At 66.4% G+C, this 20,363-nt stretch carries 23 protein-coding genes; 11 read left to right on the forward strand and 12 right to left on the reverse strand.

Annotated features, from left to right (window positions below; genetic code table 11):
* Both QZ670_RS09070 and QZ670_RS09075 read left to right on the forward strand, forming a co-directional pair.
* Positions 1-2,147, forward strand: a 2,147-nt coding sequence (locus tag QZ670_RS09070) for an FdhF/YdeP family oxidoreductase (protein ID WP_294254114.1), incomplete at its 5' end; no start/stop codon positions are given.
* A gap of 104 nt (positions 2,148-2,251) precedes the next feature.
* The gene (locus QZ670_RS09075) at positions 2,252-4,471 is read left to right on the forward strand and encodes a beta-glucosidase (RefSeq protein WP_294254116.1); all 2,220 of its coding nucleotides are present in this window, start codon (positions 2,252-2,254) and stop codon (positions 4,469-4,471) included.
* Between the two features lie 45 nt (positions 4,472-4,516).
* On the opposite strand, the gene QZ670_RS09080 is transcribed toward QZ670_RS09075, so the two are convergent.
* From QZ670_RS09080 to QZ670_RS09090, 3 genes are all read right to left on the reverse strand, one after another.
* Positions 4,517-5,536, reverse strand: coding sequence for an oxidoreductase (locus QZ670_RS09080; RefSeq protein ID WP_294254119.1), 1,020 nt, complete (start codon positions 5,534-5,536; stop codon positions 4,517-4,519).
* Between the two features lie 92 nt (positions 5,537-5,628).
* Positions 5,629-6,141 carry a GAF domain-containing protein gene (locus QZ670_RS09085; RefSeq protein ID WP_294254122.1) on the reverse strand — a complete coding sequence of 171 codons (513 nt, stop codon included), beginning with the start codon at positions 6,139-6,141 and terminating at the stop codon, positions 5,629-5,631.
* On the reverse strand, positions 6,138-7,064 hold the full coding sequence (locus QZ670_RS09090) for a GGDEF domain-containing protein (RefSeq protein ID WP_294254309.1): 927 nt from the start codon (positions 7,062-7,064) through the stop codon (positions 6,138-6,140). The genes QZ670_RS09085 and QZ670_RS09090 overlap by 4 nt, the downstream gene beginning before the upstream one ends.
* A 196-nt stretch (positions 7,065-7,260) precedes the next feature.
* On the opposite strand from QZ670_RS09090, the gene QZ670_RS09095 reads away from it, so the two are divergent.
* The 4 genes from QZ670_RS09095 (at position 7,261) to QZ670_RS09110 (ending at position 10,666) form a co-directional block, all read left to right on the forward strand.
* Positions 7,261-8,721 (forward strand): altronate dehydratase family protein, encoded by a 1,461-nt coding sequence (locus QZ670_RS09095; protein WP_294254125.1) that lies wholly within the window; start codon positions 7,261-7,263, stop codon positions 8,719-8,721.
* Positions 8,722-8,848: 127 nt separating this feature from the next.
* Complete coding sequence (locus QZ670_RS09100; protein WP_093295391.1) at positions 8,849-9,079, forward strand: hypothetical protein; 231 nt, start codon at positions 8,849-8,851, stop codon at positions 9,077-9,079.
* Positions 9,080-9,084: 5 nt separating this feature from the next.
* Positions 9,085-9,609: a gamma carbonic anhydrase family protein gene (locus QZ670_RS09105; protein ID WP_294254130.1), complete on the forward strand. Its 525-nt coding sequence runs from the start codon at positions 9,085-9,087 to the stop codon at positions 9,607-9,609.
* 112 nt (positions 9,610-9,721) lie between these two features.
* Complete coding sequence (locus QZ670_RS09110; RefSeq protein ID WP_294254132.1) at positions 9,722-10,666, forward strand: nitronate monooxygenase family protein; 945 nt, start codon at positions 9,722-9,724, stop codon at positions 10,664-10,666.
* 4 nt (positions 10,667-10,670) lie between these two features.
* Here the strand turns inward: QZ670_RS09110 and QZ670_RS09115 are convergent, their stop codons facing one another.
* Together QZ670_RS09115 and QZ670_RS09120 are read right to left on the reverse strand one after the other, a co-directional pair.
* On the reverse strand, positions 10,671-11,132 hold the full coding sequence (locus QZ670_RS09115) for a DUF1465 family protein (protein ID WP_294254135.1): 462 nt from the start codon (positions 11,130-11,132) through the stop codon (positions 10,671-10,673).
* 73 nt (positions 11,133-11,205) lie between these two features.
* A complete protein-coding gene (locus QZ670_RS09120; RefSeq protein ID WP_294254138.1) occupies positions 11,206-11,403 on the reverse strand; it encodes a DUF465 domain-containing protein in 198 nt (65 codons plus the stop codon).
* A gap of 161 nt (positions 11,404-11,564) precedes the next feature.
* Between QZ670_RS09120 and QZ670_RS09125 the strand changes: the two genes are divergently transcribed.
* Positions 11,565-11,717: a YdcH family protein gene (locus tag QZ670_RS09125; protein WP_294254141.1), complete on the forward strand. Its 153-nt coding sequence runs from the start codon at positions 11,565-11,567 to the stop codon at positions 11,715-11,717.
* A gap of 138 nt (positions 11,718-11,855) precedes the next feature.
* Here the strand turns inward: QZ670_RS09125 and QZ670_RS09130 are convergent, their stop codons facing one another.
* The 3 genes from QZ670_RS09130 to QZ670_RS09140 all read right to left on the reverse strand — a co-directional run bounded on the left by QZ670_RS09130 (position 11,856) and on the right by QZ670_RS09140 (position 13,626).
* Positions 11,856-12,230 carry a PilZ domain-containing protein gene (locus QZ670_RS09130; RefSeq protein ID WP_294254143.1) on the reverse strand — a complete coding sequence of 125 codons (375 nt, stop codon included), beginning with the start codon at positions 12,228-12,230 and terminating at the stop codon, positions 11,856-11,858.
* A gap of 114 nt (positions 12,231-12,344) precedes the next feature.
* The gene (gene dksA, locus QZ670_RS09135) at positions 12,345-12,812 is read right to left on the reverse strand and encodes an RNA polymerase-binding protein DksA (RefSeq protein WP_121077530.1); all 468 of its coding nucleotides are present in this window, start codon (positions 12,810-12,812) and stop codon (positions 12,345-12,347) included.
* 304 nt (positions 12,813-13,116) lie between these two features.
* A complete protein-coding gene (locus tag QZ670_RS09140) occupies positions 13,117-13,626 on the reverse strand; it encodes a host attachment family protein (protein ID WP_294254153.1) in 510 nt (169 codons plus the stop codon).
* 95 nt (positions 13,627-13,721) lie between these two features.
* Here QZ670_RS09140 and serS point away from each other — a divergent pair, with 95 nt between their 5' ends.
* The 4 genes from serS to QZ670_RS09160 are packed head-to-tail and all read left to right on the forward strand — an operon-like array spanning position 13,722 to position 16,310.
* The gene (gene serS / locus QZ670_RS09145) at positions 13,722-15,002 is read left to right on the forward strand and encodes a serine--tRNA ligase (protein ID WP_294254155.1); all 1,281 of its coding nucleotides are present in this window, start codon (positions 13,722-13,724) and stop codon (positions 15,000-15,002) included.
* Complete coding sequence (gene surE / locus QZ670_RS09150) at positions 15,002-15,769, forward strand: 5'/3'-nucleotidase SurE (RefSeq protein ID WP_294254158.1); 768 nt, start codon at positions 15,002-15,004, stop codon at positions 15,767-15,769. Before serS ends, surE begins: the two co-directional genes overlap by 1 nt.
* 12 nt (positions 15,770-15,781) lie before the next feature.
* Positions 15,782-16,126 carry a DMT family protein gene (locus tag QZ670_RS09155; RefSeq protein WP_294254161.1) on the forward strand — a complete coding sequence of 115 codons (345 nt, stop codon included), beginning with the start codon at positions 15,782-15,784 and terminating at the stop codon, positions 16,124-16,126.
* A 43-nt stretch (positions 16,127-16,169) separates the two neighbouring features.
* Positions 16,170-16,310, forward strand: a complete 141-nt coding sequence (locus tag QZ670_RS09160) for a hypothetical protein (protein ID WP_294254165.1) — start codon at positions 16,170-16,172, stop codon at positions 16,308-16,310.
* A 147-nt stretch (positions 16,311-16,457) separates the two neighbouring features.
* Here QZ670_RS09160 and QZ670_RS09165 read toward each other — a convergent pair whose 3' ends face one another.
* The 4 genes from QZ670_RS09165 to QZ670_RS09180 form a co-directional block, all read right to left on the reverse strand.
* Positions 16,458-17,192, reverse strand: coding sequence for an SIMPL domain-containing protein (locus QZ670_RS09165; RefSeq protein WP_294254168.1), 735 nt, complete (start codon positions 17,190-17,192; stop codon positions 16,458-16,460).
* Between the two features lie 61 nt (positions 17,193-17,253).
* Positions 17,254-19,080, reverse strand: coding sequence for a M2 family metallopeptidase (locus QZ670_RS09170; RefSeq protein WP_294254170.1), 1,827 nt, complete (start codon positions 19,078-19,080; stop codon positions 17,254-17,256).
* A gap of 59 nt (positions 19,081-19,139) precedes the next feature.
* The gene (locus tag QZ670_RS09175) at positions 19,140-19,832 is read right to left on the reverse strand and encodes an alpha/beta fold hydrolase (protein WP_294254311.1); all 693 of its coding nucleotides are present in this window, start codon (positions 19,830-19,832) and stop codon (positions 19,140-19,142) included.
* Between the two features lie 49 nt (positions 19,833-19,881).
* Positions 19,882-20,325 carry a GFA family protein gene (locus QZ670_RS09180; RefSeq protein ID WP_294254172.1) on the reverse strand — a complete coding sequence of 148 codons (444 nt, stop codon included), beginning with the start codon at positions 20,323-20,325 and terminating at the stop codon, positions 19,882-19,884.
* Positions 20,326-20,363: the final 38 nt, after the last annotated feature.

The following is a 20,363-nucleotide window of genomic DNA, read 5'->3' on the forward strand; positions in this document are numbered from 1 at the left end:
TGACGCTCCAGCGCCAGAACAAGCCGCGTGGCTACATGTGCTCGTCGTGCGCGTGGGGAAAGCCCGCCCATCCCCACGCCTTCGAGTTTTGCGAGAACGGCGCGAAGGCCACGCTGTGGGACCTGACCCGGGACCGCTGCACTCCTGAGTTTTTCGAGGCGCACACCCTGGCCGAGTTACGCACCTGGCAGGATTACGACCTGGAGATGGTCGGGCGGCTGACCGAACCCATGCGCTACGACGCGACGCTCGATACCTATGTACGGTGCAGCTGGGACGACGCTTTCCAGGGCATCGCGGCCGAATTGAAGGCGATGGATCCTGACGCGGCCGTTTTCTACGCGTCGGGCAAAGCGTCGTTGGAGGCGTCGTATCTTTATGCGCTCATGGCGCGGGTCTACGGTAACAATCATCTGCCCGACAGCTCGAACATGTGCCACGAGACCACGTCGGTCGCGCTCAAGTCGACGATCGGCGCGCCGGTCGGCACCTGCGTGCTCGAGGATTTCGAGCATTGCGACGCGATCTTCTTCTTCGGGCAGAATACCGGCACCAACAGCCCGCGCTTCATTCACACGCTGACCGCCGCCCGCAAGCGCGGCGCCAAAATCGTGACGTTCAATCCGATCCGCGAAAAGGGCCTGCTGGAGTTCCGCAACCCGCAGAGCATCCAGATGGTGACGGGCGGCAAGACCAAGATCTCGCACCACTATTATCAGCTCAAGCCGGGCAGCGACATCGCCGCCATGCTCGGCATCGCCAAGCATGTCCTGGCCGAGGAGGATCGCCGGGGCGGCGTGATTGACCGTGCTTTCATCGCCGAGCACACGCACGGCTTCGAAGCGTTTGCGGAGAAGGTACGGAGCACCAGCTGGGAGACGATCGAGGCCGAGACCGGCCTGCCGCGCACGGACCTGATCGAAGCGGCGGAGATCTACATCCAGGCCGAGCGTTCGATCGGCATCTGGGGCATGGGGCTCACCCAGCATGTCGGCGGCTATGACAATGTCGCGGGCGTGGTGAACCTAATGCTGCTGCGCGGGAATATCGGCAGGCTGGGTGCGGGCGTATCGCCGGTGCGCGGCCATTCCAACGTGCAGGGTCAGCGCACCGTCGGCATCTCCGAGAAGCCGGACCTGGTGCCGCTCGATCAGCTCTCCGAGCAATATGGCTTCCAGCCGCCGCGTGACGAGGGCTACACCACCGTCACCGGCTGCGAGGCGATCGCCGAGGGCAAGATCAACGCGTTCCTTGGGCTCGGTGGCAATTTTCTGCGCGCCATTCCCGACCACCGGGTGATGGAGAAGGCGTGGACCCAGATGGGTCTCACCGTCCAGATCGCCACCAAGCTCAACCGCGGGCATCTGTTCTGCGGTGAGACCGCGTATCTGCTGCCCACCCTGGTCCGCTCCGAACGCGACGTCCGCGACGGGACCCCGCAAGTGGTGACAATGGAGGACAGCCTCAGCTGCATCCATGGCTCGATCGGCGAGGCCAAGCCGGCCAGCCCGCACCTCCAGCCCGAGCTGGCGATCGTCGCCGGCATCGCGAAGGCGACGCTGGACCCCAACCCGAACGTTCCGTGGGACGCTTGGTCGAACGACTATGCGCTGGTCCGCGATGCGATCGAGACGACCTATCCGGACAAGTTCAAGGACTTCAACCAGCGGCTGTTCACCCCCGGCGGCTTCTTCAAGGGCAACAGCGCCCGCGATCGCAAATGGCAGACCGAGAGCGGCAAGGCCGAATTCACCGTGCCCAGCCACCTAAACGCCACCGGCTTCGCCGATGCCGATGGCGTCTACCGGCTGATGACGCTGCGCTCGAACGACCAGTTCAACACCACCGTCTATGGCTATTCGGACCGGCTGCGCGGCATCGAGGGAAAGCGCGACGTGCTGCTGATCAGTCCCAAGGAAATGGAGCGCGCCGGGCTGAAGGAAGGCCAGCGCGTCGCCTTGGTAGGCGACGATTCGGACGGTGTCGACCGCACCGTCGAGGGGCTGGAAGTTCTGCCTTTCAACCTGCCCGAGGGCTGTGTGGCCGGCTATTACCCCGAGCTCAACCCGCTCATTGCACTTCGCCACCACGACGGCGCCTCCAAGACCCCGGCGGCGAAATCGGTGCCGGTGCGCATTCGCGCCTGATATAGATCGCGTGCCGCAGAGAACGGCCGCCGGCTCTTGTCGGCGGCCGTTCTTGTGCTAGGCAGCGGACAACGTTGACAAGTGATCCGGGAGGAGAGGACGACATGAAACGACACGCTCTGAAGCTGGCAGCCCCGCTGCTGGCGCTCGCCGCCACCACCGCCTTCACCGCGCCCGCGCTGGCCCAGCAGCAGGCCTCGCGCCCCTGGACCAACGCCAAGCTTTCGCCCGACGCGCGCGCCAAGGCGATCCTCGCGCAGATGACCGAGGACGAGAAACTGACGCTGGTGTTCGGCCTGTTCGGCACCGACTTCGCGCCGAAGAACTTCAAGACCCCCGCCGAAGCCCGTCCGGGCTCCGCGGGCTATGTCCCCGGCATCCCGCGCTTGGGCATCCCGGCGCAGTGGCAGACCGATGCGGGCGTGGGCGTCGCGACCCAAGGCAGCGCCGTCAACAAGCGCGGCCGCACCTCGCTCCCGTCGGGCATCGCCACCGCCGCGACCTGGGATCCGGCGCTCGCCTACAAGGGCGGCGCGATGATCGGCGCGGAGGCACGCGCCTCGGGCTTCAACGTGATGCTCGCGGGCGGCGTCAACCTGCTGCGCGAGCCGCGCAACGGCCGCAACTTCGAATATGGCGGGGAAGACCCGTTGCTCGCCGGCACGATCGTCGGCGCGCAGATCGCCGGCATCCAGTCGAACCACATCATCTCCACCGTGAAGCATTATGCGATCAACGACCAGGAGACCGATCGCAACAAGATGAACGCGGTGCTCGATCGCACCGCTGCGCGGATGAGCGACCTGCTCGCCTTCAACATCGCGATTGAGAAGTCCGATCCGGGTTCGGTGATGTGCAGCTACAACAAGGTCGACGGGTTGTGGGCGTGCGAACAGCCCTGGCTGCTGACCGACGTGCTGCGTCGCGACTGGGGCTGGAAGGGCTTCGTGATGTCCGACTGGGGCGCGACCCACACGACGGTCGCCGCCGCCAATGCCGGCCTGGAGCAGCAGTCCGGCTGGCCGTTCGACGAGCAGCCCTATTTCCGCGAGCCGCTCAAGGCCGCGATCGCGAAGGGCGAGGTGAGCAAGGCGCGGCTCGACGAGATGGCGCATCGCATCCTGCGCTCGATGTTCGCCCACGGCCTGTTCGATCACCCGATCACCGGCGCGCCGCTCGATCTCGCCCCGGCGATGCTCAAGGCGCATGCCGACGTCACTCGTGCCGATGCCGAGGCGGCGATCGTCCTGCTTCAGAACAAGGGCGACGTGCTGCCGCTAGTGGGCAGCGCCAAGCGGATCGTCGTGATCGGCGGTCATGCCGACAAGGGCGTGCTGGCCGGCGGCGGTTCGTCGCTGGTCTATCCGGTGGGCGGCAATGCGGTGCCGGGCCTGGAGCCGAAGATCTGGCCGGGCCCGGTCATGTACCACCCCTCCTCGCCGCTGGAGGCACTGCGCCGCCAGCTGCCGGGCGCACAGATCAGCTATGTCGACGGCACCGATGCCGCGGCGGCGGCCGCCGCTGCGAAGCAGGCCGATGTGGCGGTGGTGTTCGCGACGCAATGGACCGGCGAGTCCTTTGACGTCTCGCTCGGCCTGCCCGACAACCAAGACGCCCTGATCGAGGCGATCGCGGGTGCGAACGCCAAGACGGTGGTGGTGCTGGAGACCGGCGGGCCGGTACTCACCCCCTGGGCCGACAAGACCGCCGCAATCCTCGAAGCCTGGTATCCCGGTACGGCCGGCGGCGAGGCGATCGCCAATGTGCTGACCGGCAAGGTGAACCCCTCGGGCCACCTCCCCGCCAGCTTCCCGCGCAGCGTCTCGCAGTTGCCCAAGCCGAGCGCACCCAACGAGGGCGAGACGCGCTACGCCGAGGGCGCTGCGGTCGGCTATAAATGGTACGACGCGAAGGGCGACAAGCCGCAATTCGCCTTCGGCCATGGCCTGTCCTACACGCGCTTTGCCTATTCGGGCCTGAAGGCCAGCGCGCCCAAGGGCCAGGTGACCGTGACCTTCACGCTGCGCAACACCGGCACCCGCGCCGGCGCCGACGTAGCGCAGGTCTATGTCTCGGGCGCGGGCTGGGAAGCGCCGAAGCGGCTGGGTGCGTTCCAGAAGGTGTCGCTGGCACCGGGCGCGTCTAAGACCGTCTCGGTCACCGTCGATCCGCGCCTGCTCGCCGTGTTCGACGGCGCGGCGCACCAGTGGAAGATCGCCGGGGGCAGCTACAAGGTGCTGCTCGGCCAGTCGGCGGAAGACATCGTCGCCACCACGACCGTCACTGTGCCCGCGCGCACGCTGCCGGTGAGCTGGCATCCCTGATCGGTATGGCCCCGCGCGCTGCGAACGTCGCGCGGGGCCGTCCGCTTAACCGACAGCGATACGCCGCCCCTCTTCGGCGCTCTGGCGGGCAAGTTCGATCAGCTGGAGCCCGGGAAGCGCATCCTTCGCTTTAACCGGCGGCGCTGCGCCCTCGCGGATCGCCGCCGCCACGCCGGCATAGAAGCGCCGATAGTCGCCGCGCTCGGACGCAATGGTCTCGGTCGCCCCGTTCGGCAGCGTCAGCACGCCATAATGTGCTGGGTCCTCCAGCCCATGGTTGGGATCCCGCACCGAGCCGCCGGACCGCATTGCCGCCTCCTGCGGATCCAGCCCGTACTTCACGAAGCTGCCGCCGCGCCCGTGCAGCGCGAAGCGCGGTCGCGCTGCCGCGATCATCCGTGAGCTCGCCAGCACCACGCGGCGCGTGCCGTAGAACAGCGTCACGCTGAAATAATCGTCGACCGGGCTGTTGCCGCGCTGGCGGGCGACATCGCCCTGCACCGCCTCCGGCATGCCGAACAGCACCAGTGCCTGATCGATCATGTGCGGCCCGAGGTCGAGCAGCTGCCCGCCGCCTTCGGCCTCCTTCCAGGCCTGCGACAATTCGGGGCGGAAGCGATCCCAATGCGCCTCGAACAGCAGGATCTCGCCCAGGCGATCGCTCTTGACCAGCGCCTGCACCGCCAGGAAGTCGCTGTCCCAGCGGCGGTTGTGGAACGGCACCAGCAGCCGCCCCCGTGCCTCGGCAAGCGCGATCAGCGCCTCGGCCTCGGCAGCGCTGGGCGTCAGCGGCTTGTCGATTACGACATGCTTGCCCGCTTCGAGAGCTGCCTTCGCGAGCGGGAAATGCGTGGCATTCGGCGTCGACACCACCACCAGCGCGATCGAGGGATCGGCGATCAGCGCTTCGGGGCTGACGGCCGGCACCCCCGGATAGGCTTTCGCGACAGCCTGGCTGCGCGAGCTGCCGACGGCTGCCAGTTCGAGCCCGTCGACCGCGTCGATCAGCGGTGCGTGAAAGGCGGTGCCGCCTAGGCCGAAGCCGATTAGGCCGGTGCGGATCATGGCGTTCTCCCGTTGCCGTGAGGCTGCGGCCTAGCCGCATCGGCCCCGCCATTCCAAGCAAGCCGCGGCAGTCGCCCGGAAAACCGGTCCGCTCAGCAGGTGCGAGGCACCACCCCGATGCGGTCGGCAACCGCATCGGCCAGCTTGCGCAACTGCGCGCGCTGCCGGAAAGAGGCAGGCCCATGGGGCCGCCGGTCGAGCCCGCACAGCGCGCCGATCGGGAACGGCCCGCTACGCACCACCGCGCCGGTATAATAGCGCACGCGCGGGCCGCCCGCGACCAGCGGATTGGCGCGGAAACGTGGATCGGCATGGAGATCGGGGACACTGAGCAGCCCGCCCGGCGCCGCGATGGTATGCGCGCAAAAGGCGATAGAACGCGGCAGCACCACCGGCTCGATCCCGACCGCGCTGATCATCCGCTGCACGTCGCCGTCGGTGACCGTCACCATCGCGATCGGCGTCCGCAGCACCATGCAGACCTCGCCGAGCAGTTCGTGCAGCAAGGGATCGCTGGGCGAGACGACGGGCAGCCCGTCGACCGCGCCTTGGCGGCGCGACTCGTCCTCGGGCCGGAAAGCAGCGGAGAAGAAGTGGAGCGTCATGCTGCCCGCCGCACGGTGCCGGGTTCGTCGAACGCGATGCGGATCGCGTTCTTGCCGTTGCGCTTCACTTCCAGCATCGCCTCGTCCGCCAATCCGATCATCCGTTCGGTATCCCCCGCCGCGTGGGCGTCGATCACCACCGCCCCCATGCTGCAGGTGACCGCATGGCCGGTCGAGCGCAGCGCCTCGCTGAGCCGCGCATGCAGGCTCTCGGCGACCTGCTCGGGCGGCACGCCACGCTCGATCGCAAGAAAGGCACAGAACTCGTCGCCGCCCAGCCTCGCGAACAGATCATCGGGCCGCATCCGTGCCCGCGCTTCGTCGGCGAATCGCCGCAGCACCAGGTCACCCGCGGCATGGCCGTGGCGATCATTGACCGCCTTGAAGCCGTCCAGATCCATGTAGAGAAGCAACAGCGTGGAACCGCGGCGGCGGCCGAGCTGCGCCACCCGCTCCAGCTGGCTGCGAAACGCACCGCCATTCAGCGAGCGCGTGAGATAATCGGTGGAGGCGCGCCACAATTCGCCGTCAATGGTGTGACGCAGCGTCGCCACCATCAGCACGATCATGATCGCACCCGCGACGCGCGTTACCGTGTTCCAGATCACCACCGACGCGGAAAGCGCATGCAGGTCGGCCGCAGGGATCGCGCCAAATCCGTTCAGGGCAGAACCGAGCCCGATCGAGAAGAGCACGACGATGATGCCCGCCCGCTCACGCAGCGTCCACGCTGTGAGAATGTCGACGAACAGGTAGCCGATCGTCATCGACACCATCGGTCCCGTTGCCCAGTCGGCGAAAATCGTCACGACCATCGCCAGGCAGACCGCAACCCAAGCCTGCAGGCGGCTCAACCGCATCGTCCAACGAAAACTGCGCATCATCGCCCTGATCAGGGCCGACTGCGGCGGTGGTGCCTTCACGCGATCCAACTCCCCCACGGCTTGGATACCCCTTTAAAGCCCAATGGCTTAACGCCCCCGAAACACAGGCGGCCGGTTCTTGCCGCTCCGGAATAGTACGAGTGCGGATTTGCGAGGGCATATCGTCGCATTTGAAACACAAGCCCGGGGCAATATCCCTAGAAGGATCGGTATTGCCAGCCTATACTCGGAGTTTATGACCCTAGCCCTGTTCCAGATCGACCCGAGGGATCCCGTCGCCACCGCCCTGCGCCCGCTGCACGCTGGGGAGACGGCCCTGGGGGTCACCGTCAGCGCGAACATCCCCCAAGGCCACAAGGTCGCACTGCAGCCGATCGCAGCGGGCGCGCCGGTGTACAAGTTCGGCTTCCCGATCGGCAGCGCGACCCGCGCCATCGCTGCGGGCGAGCATGTCCACACCCATAATGTGACGACGGCGCTCGCGACAACCGGCAGCTACACCTACCAGCCCGCCTTCGAGGCCGCACCGGCAGACCCCGGACCTGCATTTCTCGGCTATCGGCGTGCCGACGGTCGCGTGGGCACCCGCAACGAGATCTGGATCCTGCCGACGGTGGGCTGCGTCGGTCGCACCGCCGAAAAGATCGCCGAGCGCGCCGCCAAGCGGTTCGAAGGTCGGGTCGACGGCATCCACGCCTTTGCCCATCCCTTCGGCTGCTCGCAGCTCGGCGATGATCTGGAGGGTACGCGCGCAATCCTCACCGCGCTCGCCAGCCACCCCAATGCCGGCGGCGTGCTTCTCGTGGGACTTGGCTGCGAATCCAATCAGATGCGCGGCATGTTGGAAGGTATTTCTCAGCCCAACCTCCGCACGATCGGCGCGCAAGCGGCGGGCGACGAGGTCGAGGAAGGCATCGCGCTGGTCGAGCAGCTCATTGAACAGGCCGAACGGGCGATCCGAACGCCGGAGCCGCTCGCTTCGCTGGTCCTGGGGGTGAAATGCGGTGGTTCGGACGGATTCTCAGGATTGACCGCCAACCCGCTGGTCGGCCGCATGAGCGATGCCGTCACGGCCGCAGGCGGCACCGCGATCCTCACCGAAATCCCCGAGATCTTCGGGGCCGAGCAGTTGCTTATGGCGCGGGCGGAAAGCGAGACGGTGTTCGAGAAGATTGTCGAACTGGTGAACGGCTTCAAAGCCTATTTCACCCGGCACGGCGAACCCGTCTCGGAAAACCCCTCCCCCGGCAATCTCGCCGGGGGCATCACCACACTGGAGGAGAAATCGCTCGGCGCGGTGCAGAAGGCGGGGCACGCGACGGTCACCGACGTGCTCGGCTATGGCCAGCGCGTGCAGCGATCGGGCCTTGCGTTGCTCGAAGCGCCGGGCAACGACGCGGTTTCTTCCACCGCGCTGGCGGCGGCGGGCGCGACGGTGATCCTGTTCACCACCGGCCGGGGCACGCCGCTCGGCTTTCCGGTGCCGACGATCAAGATCGCCTCGAACAGCGACCTCGCGGCGCGCAAGCCGGGCTGGATCGATTTCGACGCCGGGCAGGTCCTCGCCGAAGACATGAACGCCGCTGGCGCCGCCCTGCTAGAGCGGATCGTGACCATCGCCTCGGGCAGTCCAACGGCCGCCGAGCGCAATGGCGAGCGGGAGATCGCGATCTGGAAACGCGGCGTTACGCTCTGACAGGCGATTTGTTCCCAAGAAAATGCGGCGAATGCATGCTGCGTCGCGGCGATCCGCAATTCCCCTGGATTGATGCTGAAAGCTGAACAGGTTAGCCCTGAAAGCGAGCAGAGATCGGGTGGATGCAATGGCTGAATTCTTCGTGTTCATGTATGCGATGGCCGCAGGTTTCGTGCTGCTGACGATGCAGCGCAACCGCCGCGAGCAGCGCGCCGATGCACCGATCGTGACGCTGGTCGGCTGGGGCCTGTTCTCGCTCTCCTCGACACTCGCGCTGCTGCTGGGCGCCGTCGCCCTGGCGCTCGCGCTCGGCATGCACATGCCGCTGCCAGCGGGTTTCGAGAGCTTCGCGCTCTAAGCCGCATGCCGCTCTACGCCTTTGGGGGAAAGGCGCCCCACGTCGCAGAGGATGCTTGGGTCGCGCCGAGTGCCGAGCTGATCGCCGATGTGCAAGTGGGCAGCGGCGCCAGCGTCTGGTTCGGTGCCGTGATCCGCGCCGACAACACCCCGATCCTCATTGGCGCGCGCAGCAATATCCAGGAAGGGGCGCTGCTCCATTCCGATCCCGGCGCGCCGCTGACCATCGGCGACGAGGTGACGGTGGGCCATCATGCCGTGCTCCACGGCTGCACGATCGGGGACGGCACGCTGATCGGCATGGGCGCCATCATCCTCAACCGCGCGGTGATCGGCGCCGAGTGCCTGGTCGGCGCCGGGGCATTGGTCACCGAGAGCAAGGAATTTCCCGCCGGCCACCTTATCGTCGGCAGCCCGGCCCGCGCCGTGCGGCCGCTTGACGCGGCGCAGCGGGCGATGCTGCGGGCGAGCGCCGCGCTCTATGCCGCCAAGCAGCGCGAATACGCCACGGGCCTCACCCGAATCGACTGATTCGCACGCTTTCCGAGATCGGGTTGCGCGCGGATGCTGCAGCCGCCCCCGCATGCCGTAGCGTCGCTGAGCCCCGTCTAGACAGGCTTCGTAGCTGCGGTATCACTTTGGCATGGCGCTACCGGCTCTCTTCGATCGTCTGCGGCTTCCCGTCATCGGCTCGCCGCTGTTCATCATCTCCTGCCCCGAACTGGTCATCGCGCAGTGCAAGGCAGGGATCGTCGGCTCCTTCCCGGCGCTCAACGCGCGGCCGCAGAGCCAGCTCGACGAATGGCTCCACCAGATTACCGAGGAACTCGCGGCCTGGGACCGCGACCATCCGGAGACGCCCGCCGCACCCTTTGCGGTCAACCAGATCGTCCATCGCTCCAACCCGCGGCTAGAGGAGGATGTCGCGAGCTGCGCCAAGTGGAAGGTGCCGATCGTCATCACCTCGCTGGGCGCCCGCCCGGAACTCAACGAGGCGGTGCATGGCTGGGGCGGCATCACGCTGCACGACGTGATCGACGATCGCTTCGCGCATAAGGCGATCGAAAAGGGCGCCGACGGCCTGATCCTGGTCGCTGCGGGCGCCGGGGGCCATGCCGGCCGGCTAAGCCCCTTTGCGCTGGTCCAGGAGGTGCGCGAATGGTTCGACGGCCCGGTCGCGCTTTCGGGCTCGATCGCCACCGGCGGCGCGGTGCTGGCGGCACAGGCGATGGGTGCCGACCTCGCCTATATCGGCTCGCCCTTCATCGCCACCGAGGAAGCCAACGCCGTCCAGGCCTACAAGCAGGCGATCGTCGATGGCCGCGCCGAGGACATCGTCTATTCGAACCTGTTCACAGGCGTGCACGGCAATTACCTCCGCGCCTCGATCGTCAATGCCGGGCTCGATCCGGAGAATTTGCCCGAGAGCGATCCCAGTGCGATGAACTTCGGCGGCGCCAAGGCGTGGAAGGACATCTGGGGTTCGGGCCAGGGCATTGGCGCCGTGCATGCGATCGAGCCGGCGGCTGCGCGGATCGAACGGCTGCGCGCGGAATATGCCGCGGCGCGGACGCGACTGGCGCTCTAGCGGTTCAGAAGGCCCCGGCGAGGCGGTCGAGCATCCGTCGCGCGGGGCTCGGCACCGCCACCATCGGCGCGTCGAACGCGGAATCCAGCCGGGCGACCCGACGATACAGGTCCATGCTGGCACGAACGATGGTTACCGCCTGGAGCGGCATGCCCTCGAGCAATGCTGCGTCCGTCTCCGGCGCCGGACCCAGTCGACGCCCGGGCGCGCGCGCATCGGCCAGCTGGAGTTCGCCGGCATCGACCGCGCGCTGGGTCAGCAGCCAGGCGATGACGTGCATCAGCCGTGTCGTGACCTTGAGCGACTCGCACGAAAAGGCCACGCGGCTCAGCGCCGCAAGGGCATCGCGCTCGTCGCGGCCGAGCTGGTCGAAATAGCCGCGCGCTTCATCCGCAAGCACCATCGCCTCGACATAGAGCGAGTCGACCAACCGACGATGCAAGGTAAGGGCGTCCGGGCGCTTCATACCCTTCTAGCTGCCACAGGATCGCGCCGCACGGAAAGCGCCAATTTTGCCGCGACGCAGCAAAACGGAACAGTCATGCAATGATGTCCGGAATCAGCTGGTCCTCGAGGAGGGAAATCTCGTCGCGTAGCTTGAGCTTGCGCTTCTTGAGGCGCGCGATCTGCAGCTGGTCGCCGGTGCCCGTCTCGGCCAGCGCCGCGATCGCGGCATCCAGGTCGCGATGCTCGGCACGCAGGGGCTCCAACCGGCGCCGGATCTCGCTTTCGTCCATTCTGTGCCCCCAGTGCGCCCGACTCGCCGGGTCGTTGCCCGACCTGCGAACCATCGCGGCTTTTCCGCAGTCTGTCGATCAGTGTTGATTCTGCACGCGACAAGCGGCGCAAAACATGATGTAGTTCGCTCCCCTCAGAGTCATCGAAGGAGGAATGCTTCATGCACACCGGGCATCTTTCGGCACTTAACGCCAAACATTCGCAGCTGGACCAGCGAATCGCGACTGAAGCGCAGCGCCCCCTCCCCGATCACTTACTCCTAGCGCAATTGAAGAAAGAGAAGCTGCGGGTCAAGGAAGAGATGCAGCGATAGCCGTCCCATTCACGGACTATTTACCGAAACCTTGGACTCGCGCGGTAGAAACTTGCCGCGCGAGCCAAGGACATACGCCCCGGCAACCATAGCGACGCGGGCAACAGCCCAGATATTCGATCATTTGCGTGTTGCCGCTTAGCGGCGCGTGAAGATCGGCTTCACATAGACCGGGGTCTGGGTGCCGCCGCCTACCGGCTTTCGTGCCAGCTTCGGATCGATCTCGTTGTCGAAGGCGACGCCGACGCGTCCTTCGGCCGCCCAGGCGATCTTGCCCTTCACCCAGCCGACGCCGCGGACTTCGATCTCCACCGGCGTTCGCAGGCCCACCGGCGCGGCATATTCGGCCATCAGCCCGCCCGCCGAGAGATTGCGCACCCGCACCGTGCCAACATCCTCGCCTTCCACGCGGAACTGCGCGGTTAGCAACAGGCTGTCGCGGACACCACTGCGCTTGCCCGCAAAGTCATCGGCGGAAAGCGGGGTAGCGGGGATGTAAGACTGCTGGTCCATGATTGGCTCTCAATGGCGGATTCGCACCCGCAGGGAGTAGACCAACAACTCTTAACGAAAGGATTAACCGAAATCCGCCCCGGTATTTTGCCGGAGCGGATTCTAACGTAGATTTCACTCGTCCCGGCTGATCTTCTCGTTGCGTTCGTGCCGCTCCTGCGCCTCGACCGTCATCGTCGCAGTGGGACGGGCCTCGAGGCGACCCAGCGGGATCGGCTCGCCGGTCACTTCGCAATAGCCATATTCGCCTTCCTCGATGCGGCGCAGCGCCGCGTCGATCTTGGCGATCAGCTTGCGCTGGCGATCGCGGGTGCGCAGTTCGATGGACCAGTCAGTCTCGCTGGAGGCGCGGTCAGTGAGATCCGCCTCGCGCAGGGGCTCGGACTGGAGCTGGTTCAGCGTGCCTGCCGCCTCGCGGTAGATCGCGTCCTTCCAGGCATTCAGCTTGTTGCGGAAATATTCCTGCTGCCGCGGGTTCATGAAGGGTTCGTCGTCGCTCGGCCGATACCCGTCGTCGCCGTCATTCGCGGCCGGAGGAACGCTTTTATCGTGCTCGTCAAAACGGCCCAAAACAGTTGCCATTCCCACTCTCCACACCAGTCCCCGGTGGCGTGCCGCTCGAGAGACTGCATTGCCCGCAGGCGCTATACTTTCGCAAGCAGCCATTAACAAGCCAATGCCGCGAAAGCTTTTTGGCGGGAATTCCCTATAGTTCGGTAGAAATTACCACCACCTGAACCACTTGCGTTTTTTCCGGTTCAGGGGCGAGACAGACGCCCTCCGGATTGAGGCTCTTGTCCTGAATTCGAACATGGGGCGGGCTTTTGGGCGAAACAATGTAAGGGGCCGTGGCGGACGCGGTAGGTGCTGCATCCGCCACGAGTCTTCAGGCGGCCTGCAGCGCCTTTTCGATGTCCGGCACCGGATGATCGGTCAGGTCCTTGGCCAGTTCGCCCTTCAGCCGATCGCTGACGCTGACATGGTAATGCTTGCGCAACTCGCCCAGCGTCTTGGGCGGCGCGACGATGATCAGCGACTCGAAGCTGTTGCGCAGCGCTTCTTCCTTGAGCATGTCCGCGACCTCGGCGGCGAAGCGATCTTCTTCCAATTGGTGGAAATCGGTTTCGCCCATCGTGCCGCGCGCCGGGGCGAACTGCGCCCCGCCGCCCTGCGCTTGCATCGATCCGCCCTGCGCCACCGCGGGCGCGCCGGCGCCGGACTGAGTCGAGGAGGACCTGCCGGACGAATCGGTCTTCTGGTCGGAGTCCTTGGGATTGGGGTGAAGTTCCTTCCGCACCACTTGGAGGTTCAGATACTCCGCATCGCCCTGGTTGCGCAGCATCAGCAGTTTGCGGCCATCGGCGACCACCACCATCGCATCATGGGGAACCAGCATCGCGCTCTCCTTGTCGCTGTTCACTTGGGGAGCAACCAACGGGCGGGCGGCGGCGGGGTTGCGTGGGGCACGGGCCCCGGCCATAGGTTCGCGCCATGCACGATATCCGCTTCCTCCGCGAACATCCCGAAGCCTTCGACCAGGGCCTGGCCAAGCGCGGCCTGGAGCCGCAGTCGGAGGCGCTGCTGGCGCTCGACGAGCGCCGCCGCGCGCTGGTGACCGAACTGCAGGCCGGCCAGGCGCGCCGCAACGAAGCCTCGAAGGCGATCGGCGCCGCCAAGGCGAAGAAGGACGAGGAAGCCGCCGCCGCGTTGATGGCGGAAGTGGCCGCGCTCAAGGAGCGGATGCCCGCGCTGGAGGCCGAAGAAAAGGCGGTAGGCGAGGAACTGGAAGGCCGGCTCGCCGCCCTGCCAAATCTGCCCTATCCGGACGTCGCGCTTGGCTCCGACGAGAACGACAATGTGTTCGTGCACGAGCGCGGCACCGTTCCTGCCTTCGCCTTCGCGCCCAAGGAGCATGACGCGATCGGCCCCGCGCTCGGCCTCGACTTCGAGACCGGCGCCGCCATGTCCGGCGCGCGCTTCACCTTCGTCCGCGGCGCCGCTGCCCGGCTGCACCGTGCGCTCGGCCAGTTCATGCTCGACACGCTGACCGGCAGCTATGGCTATGAGGAATGCGTACCGCCGCTGCTGGTGCGCGACGAGGCGCTGTTCGGCACCGGCCAGCTGCCCAAGTTCGCCGAGGACCTGTTCCAGACCACCGACGGCCGCTGGCTGATCCCCACCGCCGAGGTGAGCCTCACCAACGCGGTGCGCGAGAAGATCCTGAGCGAGGAGGAGCTCCCGCTCCGCCTCACCGCGCTCACCGCCTGCTTCCGCTCGGAGGCCGGTGCGGCGGGCCGCGACACCCGCGGCTTTATCCGCCAGCACCAGTTCGAGAAAGTCGAGATGGTCTCGATCACCACGCCCGACCAGTCCGAAGCCGAGCATGAGCGGATGACCGCGGCGGCCGAGGACGTGCTGACCAAGCTCGGCCTCGCCTTCCGCCGGATGAAGCTGTGCAGCGGCGACATGGGCTTTACGGCTGCCCGCACCTACGACCTCGAAGTGTGGCTGCCCGGCCAGGACCGCTATCGCGAGATCTCGTCCTGCTCGACCTGCGCCGACTTCCAGGCGCGTCGGATGAACGCGCGATATCGCCCCGAGGGCGAGAAGGGCACGCGCTTCGTCCACACGCTCAACGGCTCGGGCCTGGCGGTCGGCCGCACGCTCGTCGCGGTGCTGGAGAACTACCAGCAGGAGAATGGCGCGGTCGCGGTGCCGGCGGTGCTCCAGCCCTATCTGGGCGGGCTCACCGTGCTCGAACCGCGCGGCTGATGCGGATCCTCCTAACCAACGACGACGGCTATCACGCCCGCGGCCTCGCGGTGCTGGAACGGATCGCACGGACGCTGTCCGATGACATCACCGTCGTCGCGCCGGCGGAAGAGCAGTCGGGCAAGGGCCGCTCGCTCACCCTCACCGAGCCCTTCCGCGTCCGGCGCCGCGGCGAAGGTCGCTATGCGGTCAAGGGCACACCGACCGACTGCGTGATGTTCGCGCTCGCCGAGGTGATGGCCGATGCCAAGCCCGACCTGATCCTTTCGGGGGTCAATCGCGGCGGCAACCTCGCCGAGGACGTCAGCTACTCCGGCACCGTCTCGGCTGCGATGGAAGGCGCGCTGGCGGGAATCCGCTCGATCGCGCTCAGCCAGCGTTATGCGCGCAGCGGCATGGGCGACGCGGTGCCGTTCGACACCGCCGAGGCCTGGGGCGAGCGCGTGTTGCGCCCGCTGCTCGATGTCGCGATGGAGCCGCGCACATTGGTCAACATCAACTTCCCGCCGGTCGCGGCGGATGTGGTACAGGGCATCAAGGTCGTGTCGCAGGGCTTCCGCGACTATGGCCGGGTCGCGCTCGACAAACGGCTCGATCCGCGCGGCTTCCCCTATTACTGGCTGGCGATGGGCCGCATGCCGCACCAGGCGGCGCCCGATACCGATCTTGACGCGATCGAGGCCGGGTTCGTCACCGTCACGCCGCTGCATCTCGACCTCACCCACCGCGAGTCGATGGATCGGCTGCGCGGCGCCTATTCGGGCTGAACGCGCGTGCCGATGATGGACCGCCTGCTGCCGATCGGGCTGCTGTTCGTCTCCAACATCTTCATGACCTTCGCCTGGTACGGGCATCTGAAGTTCAAGAACGCGCCGATCCTGCTGGTCATCCTCACCAGCTGGGGCATTGCGCTGATCGAATATTGCTTCGCCGTGCCTGCCAATCGGCTGGGCAGCGCGGTCTATTCGGCGGCGCAGCTGAAGGGCATGCAGGAGGTGATCACCCTCACGGTCTTCGCCGCCTTCTCGGTGCTGTATCTGGGGCAGCGGATCACGCTGAACCATCTGATCGGCTTCGCGCTGATCGCGGCGGGCGCCTTCTTCCTGTTCCGCACGCAGAGCTGAACCGGGACGCGGCCAGGGCGTTTCTCCGTTAGAGGAGAATGCCATGAACCCCGAACCGACCCGCGAGACGCCCGATACGCAACCCGGCACCGCGCATCAGCCCGACGGCACCGACAGCTCGGCGGAGTGGAATGCCGAAATCGCCGACGAGAACATGATCCCGGATCAGCACCCGGAGGACTGAGCCCTTGTTGATCCTCCCCGGCCAGGGGGAGGTGGGCCGCGCAGCGGCTCGGAGGGGGAGGATGCCAGAACGACGCGCTGTGCTTCCTCCCCTCCGTCGCGCGTTGAGCGCCACCTCCCCCTTGCGGGGGAGGATTGAAGTCTTGGTTCACTGCAGTTCGAAGGTAACGACGAGCGCCTTCTCGACATGCGTGGAGGCATCCTCTCGCTTGAAGCTGCGGAACACCGCCTGCGGCCCCTGGCTCATCGCCAGCTCGAGCTTGGTTTGCAGACCCGGCGTGATAGGGCCGCTGCCGGTTTCGCTGATCCGCACCACCCGGGCCACGCGCAGGCCCATTTCCTTGGCGTAGAGCTCCGCATCGGCACGGGCATTGCGCAGCGCCATTGCCTTCACCTGCTTGAACGCGGCATCCACGCCGGCGATATCGGGCTGGGCGCTCAGCGTGCCGATCGTGAAGTCCATCGCGTGCAGCTTTTCCTTCACTGCATCGGCTTGCGCCGTCGTGCTGAAGATCAGCAGCCGTGCCTGGGCATCGGTGACGATCGGTGCGGCATCGCTTGCGCTGTCCGCGTCCTCGGTCTGCATCTGCTCGGCCCGCAGCTTGGAGAGGCTATCTACCTCGCCATTGGTGATCGCCGCTGCCGAAAGCCCCTGCGCCTTCAGCGTCTCCTCGATCTTGGCGAGCAACGCGGCGCTGTCGCGCTTCGCCTCCGCCTCGGTCTTGCCCTTGCCGATATAGCCGACCTCAAGGGTCACCTTGCCCGGCTTCACATCGGCCCAGCCATTGCCGACGATTTCCAGCGTGACCGGCTGACCCCCCTGGGCGCTTGCAACGCCGGGGACGATAAGGGCCAGTGCCAGAACGAAGCTCTTGGTACGCATCAACTTCTCCTCCGATTTGCGCGCGTACCTGCACAAATCGGAGGGAAAAGTCTTGCAGAAGTTACCAGCCCTGCGGCTGGCCCTTGTTCTGCTCGTCCAGCCACTTCTTGAGCGGCGCGAAATATTCCATCATCGCCTTGCCCGAGATCTCGCGGCTGCCGGTGAAGGTCTGCAGCGCGTCGGGCCAGGGCTTGGAGGCGCCCATCTCCAGCATCTTGTTCAGCCGCGCGCCGACTTCCTTGTTGCCGTAGAAGCTGCAGCGATGCAGCGGGCCCTTCCAGCCCGACTGGTCGCACGCCGCCTTGTAGAACTGGAACTGAAGCAGCCGCGCGAGGAAGTAGCGCGTATAGGGCACGCTGCCGGCGACGTGATACTTGGCGCCCGCATCGAACTTGGTCTCGTCGCGCGCCACCGGCGGCACGATGCCCTGATACTGGAGGCGCAGCTTGTTCCAGCCTGCCTCATACTGGTTCGCGGGGATGGTGCCGTCGAAGATCTGCCAGCGATATTTGTCGACAAGCAGGCCGAACGGCAGGAACGCCACCTTGTCCATCGCCTGGCGGAGCAGCAGGCCGATATCCTTGTCGGCGCTCGGCACCTGGGCGCGATCGAGCAGGCCGATCTGCACCAGATATTCGGGCGTGATCGAAAGTGCGACGAAATCGCCGATCGCCTCGTGGAAACCGTCATTCGCGCCGTTGCGATACAGCGCCGGCTGCGCCTGATAGGCGCGCTGGTAGTAATTATGGCCGAGCTCGTGGTGGATCGTGACGAAATCGTCCGAATTCACCTTGATGCACATCTTGATGCGGACGTCGTTCTTCTCGTCGATGTCCCAGGCCGAGGCGTGGCACAGCACTTCGCGATCCGCGGGCTTCACGAACAGTGAGCGTTCCCAGAAGGTGCCCGGCAGCGCTGCGAAGCCGAGCGAGGAGTAGAAGCCCTCGCCGGTCTGAACCATCTTCTTCCAGTCGTAGTTCTTGGCCTTGAGCAGGTCGCCCACATCATAGCCGAGGTCGCCGGCGCCCTTGGGCGCGACCACGTCGTAGATATTGCCCCATTCCTGCGCCCACATGTTGCCGAGCAGGTCGGCGCGGATCGGGCCGGTCTTGGCCTGCACCGCGTCGCCGTACTTCTCGTTCAGCTTGTGACGCACATAGGTGTGGAGCGCGACGTAGAGCGGCTTTACTTCATTCCAAAGCTTGTCGGTCATCGCCGCGAATTCGGCCGGCGGCATGTCATAGCCCGAGCGCCACAGCGCGCCGGTGTCGGCAAAGCCCAGTTCCTTGGCACCCTGGTTCGCGATGCCGACCAGCTTGGTGTAGTCGGGGCGCATCGGCGCGCCGACATTGTCGTTCCAGCTGACCCACATCTCCTTGAGCTCGTTAGGGTCGCGGCTGGTGCCCATCGCGGCTTCGATGTCGCTGCCGTTGATCGGCTTGCCGCCGCGCGTGCCCTTTCCCTTCGCGTAGAAGGAGCCGAGCTTGGTCGAGATATCGCTCAGCTGCTGGGCGGCGCCCGGCGTGGTCGGCGCAGGCAGCACCAAAGCGGCGCGGAGCATGGTCAGCTGGCGCTGCTGCTCCGTGGTCAGGCCCGGCGCCTTCTGGAGGCGGGCGGCGTCGAGCGCGAAACGGACCGCCATCTCGGTGCCCTTGGCGCCGTAATCGGCAGCAAGCGCGTCGGTATCGTCGGTGATGTAGGTGGCGTTGACCCAGGCGACGCGCTGCGCGGTCAGGTTGAACGCCGTCATCTCCTGCTGGGCACGATCGAGGAAGGCGGCAGCTTCGGACGCGGTCGGCGCGGCGGCGGGCGTCGTGCTGGTCTGCGACTGGGCGGGCGCGGCGAGCATCGCGGCGAGCGCCGCGAGCGAAAGGCCGGTACGGATCATGATGCTAAGTCCCCGGAAAACATGAATGGCGCGGACCCTGCCGCGCCACCCCTCCCCCGTCAACCAGCGAGGAACTCCACCAGCGCATCGCCGAGCTCGGGCCGGGTGACCGCGCTCATGTGATTGCCCGGAATTTCGACGAACAGGCCATAGGGCAGCAGGTCCGCCACTTCCTTGGCCGAGCCGTTGTCGTAGTCCTCGGCGCCCGAGATCACCGCGGTGGGCTGGGTGATCGCCGCGATCTCGTCGCGCGGCGTGTCGACAAAGGTGTCGAGGATGCGCAGCAGCGCGACGGGATCGCCCTTGGTGGTCTTGAGGAACGCCTCGGTGAGCCATTCGGAGCTGCCGCGCTGGAAGCTGCCGAGATTGGTCAGCACCCGGTGGAAATAGGCGCCCCGCCCCTTGGTCGCGACCAGCCCGTCGAGGCCCATGCCCGAGAGCACCACCTTGTCCGGCGTGGCGCCGTTGGCGAGCATCCGCACCACCGTGCGCGCGCCGAGCGAATAGCCGCCCAGGTCATAGTCGGCGAGACCGAGATGTTCGATCAGCGCGAAATTGTCGCGCATCAGCACGTCGGGCGGATAGGCGGCGGGATCGTGCGGCTTGGCGCTGTGCCCATGCGCGCGCAGATCGGGCAGGATCACCCGCCGTCCGCGCGCGGCGAGCTTTGCGGCATGGCCGTATTTGACCCAGTTGACCTCGGCATTGGAGAAATAGCCGTGGATCAGCACCACAGGGCGCCCCGCCCCCATCTCGGTCCAGGCGATCTCCTGCCCGTCGAAGCTGGCGAAGCGGTGCGTTTCAGTCGGGTAGTCGGCCAATGCTGTCCATCCATCGTTTGACGACGTTCGGGTTGTCCTCGGTGCGGTATCGGGGCAGCGCGGTCGTGTCGAGCCACTGTTCGTGCATGCTCTCCACGGCGTAGTTGTGGCGAGGCTGGAACCGGCCCGGCGCATCGAAGCTGCCGATCGTCAGGTCCATGGTCTCGCCGTCGAGAAACTCGAAGGTTAGCGGCGTGCCGCAGTTCCGGCAGAAACCGCGCTCGGCGATCGGCGAGGAGCGGTAGCGGTCGGGCTGTCGCTCCCAGGTCACGTTCGCCTTGGCCACGCCCTTGAACGCGATCGAGACGCCGCCGGTGGCGCGCTGGCAAATGCGGCAATGGCAGAGATAAGCATCGTCATTGTCGATTTGCACCCGGTAGCGAACGCGACCGCACTGGCATCCACCTGTGACTTCTTCGCCCATCGTCTACTCCTCGCGAAACAGCCCCGTGCGTAACGCAC

Source organism: uncultured Sphingomonas sp. (assembly GCF_913774285.1).
In the GTDB taxonomy this organism is placed as follows: domain Bacteria; phylum Pseudomonadota; class Alphaproteobacteria; order Sphingomonadales; family Sphingomonadaceae; genus Sphingomonas.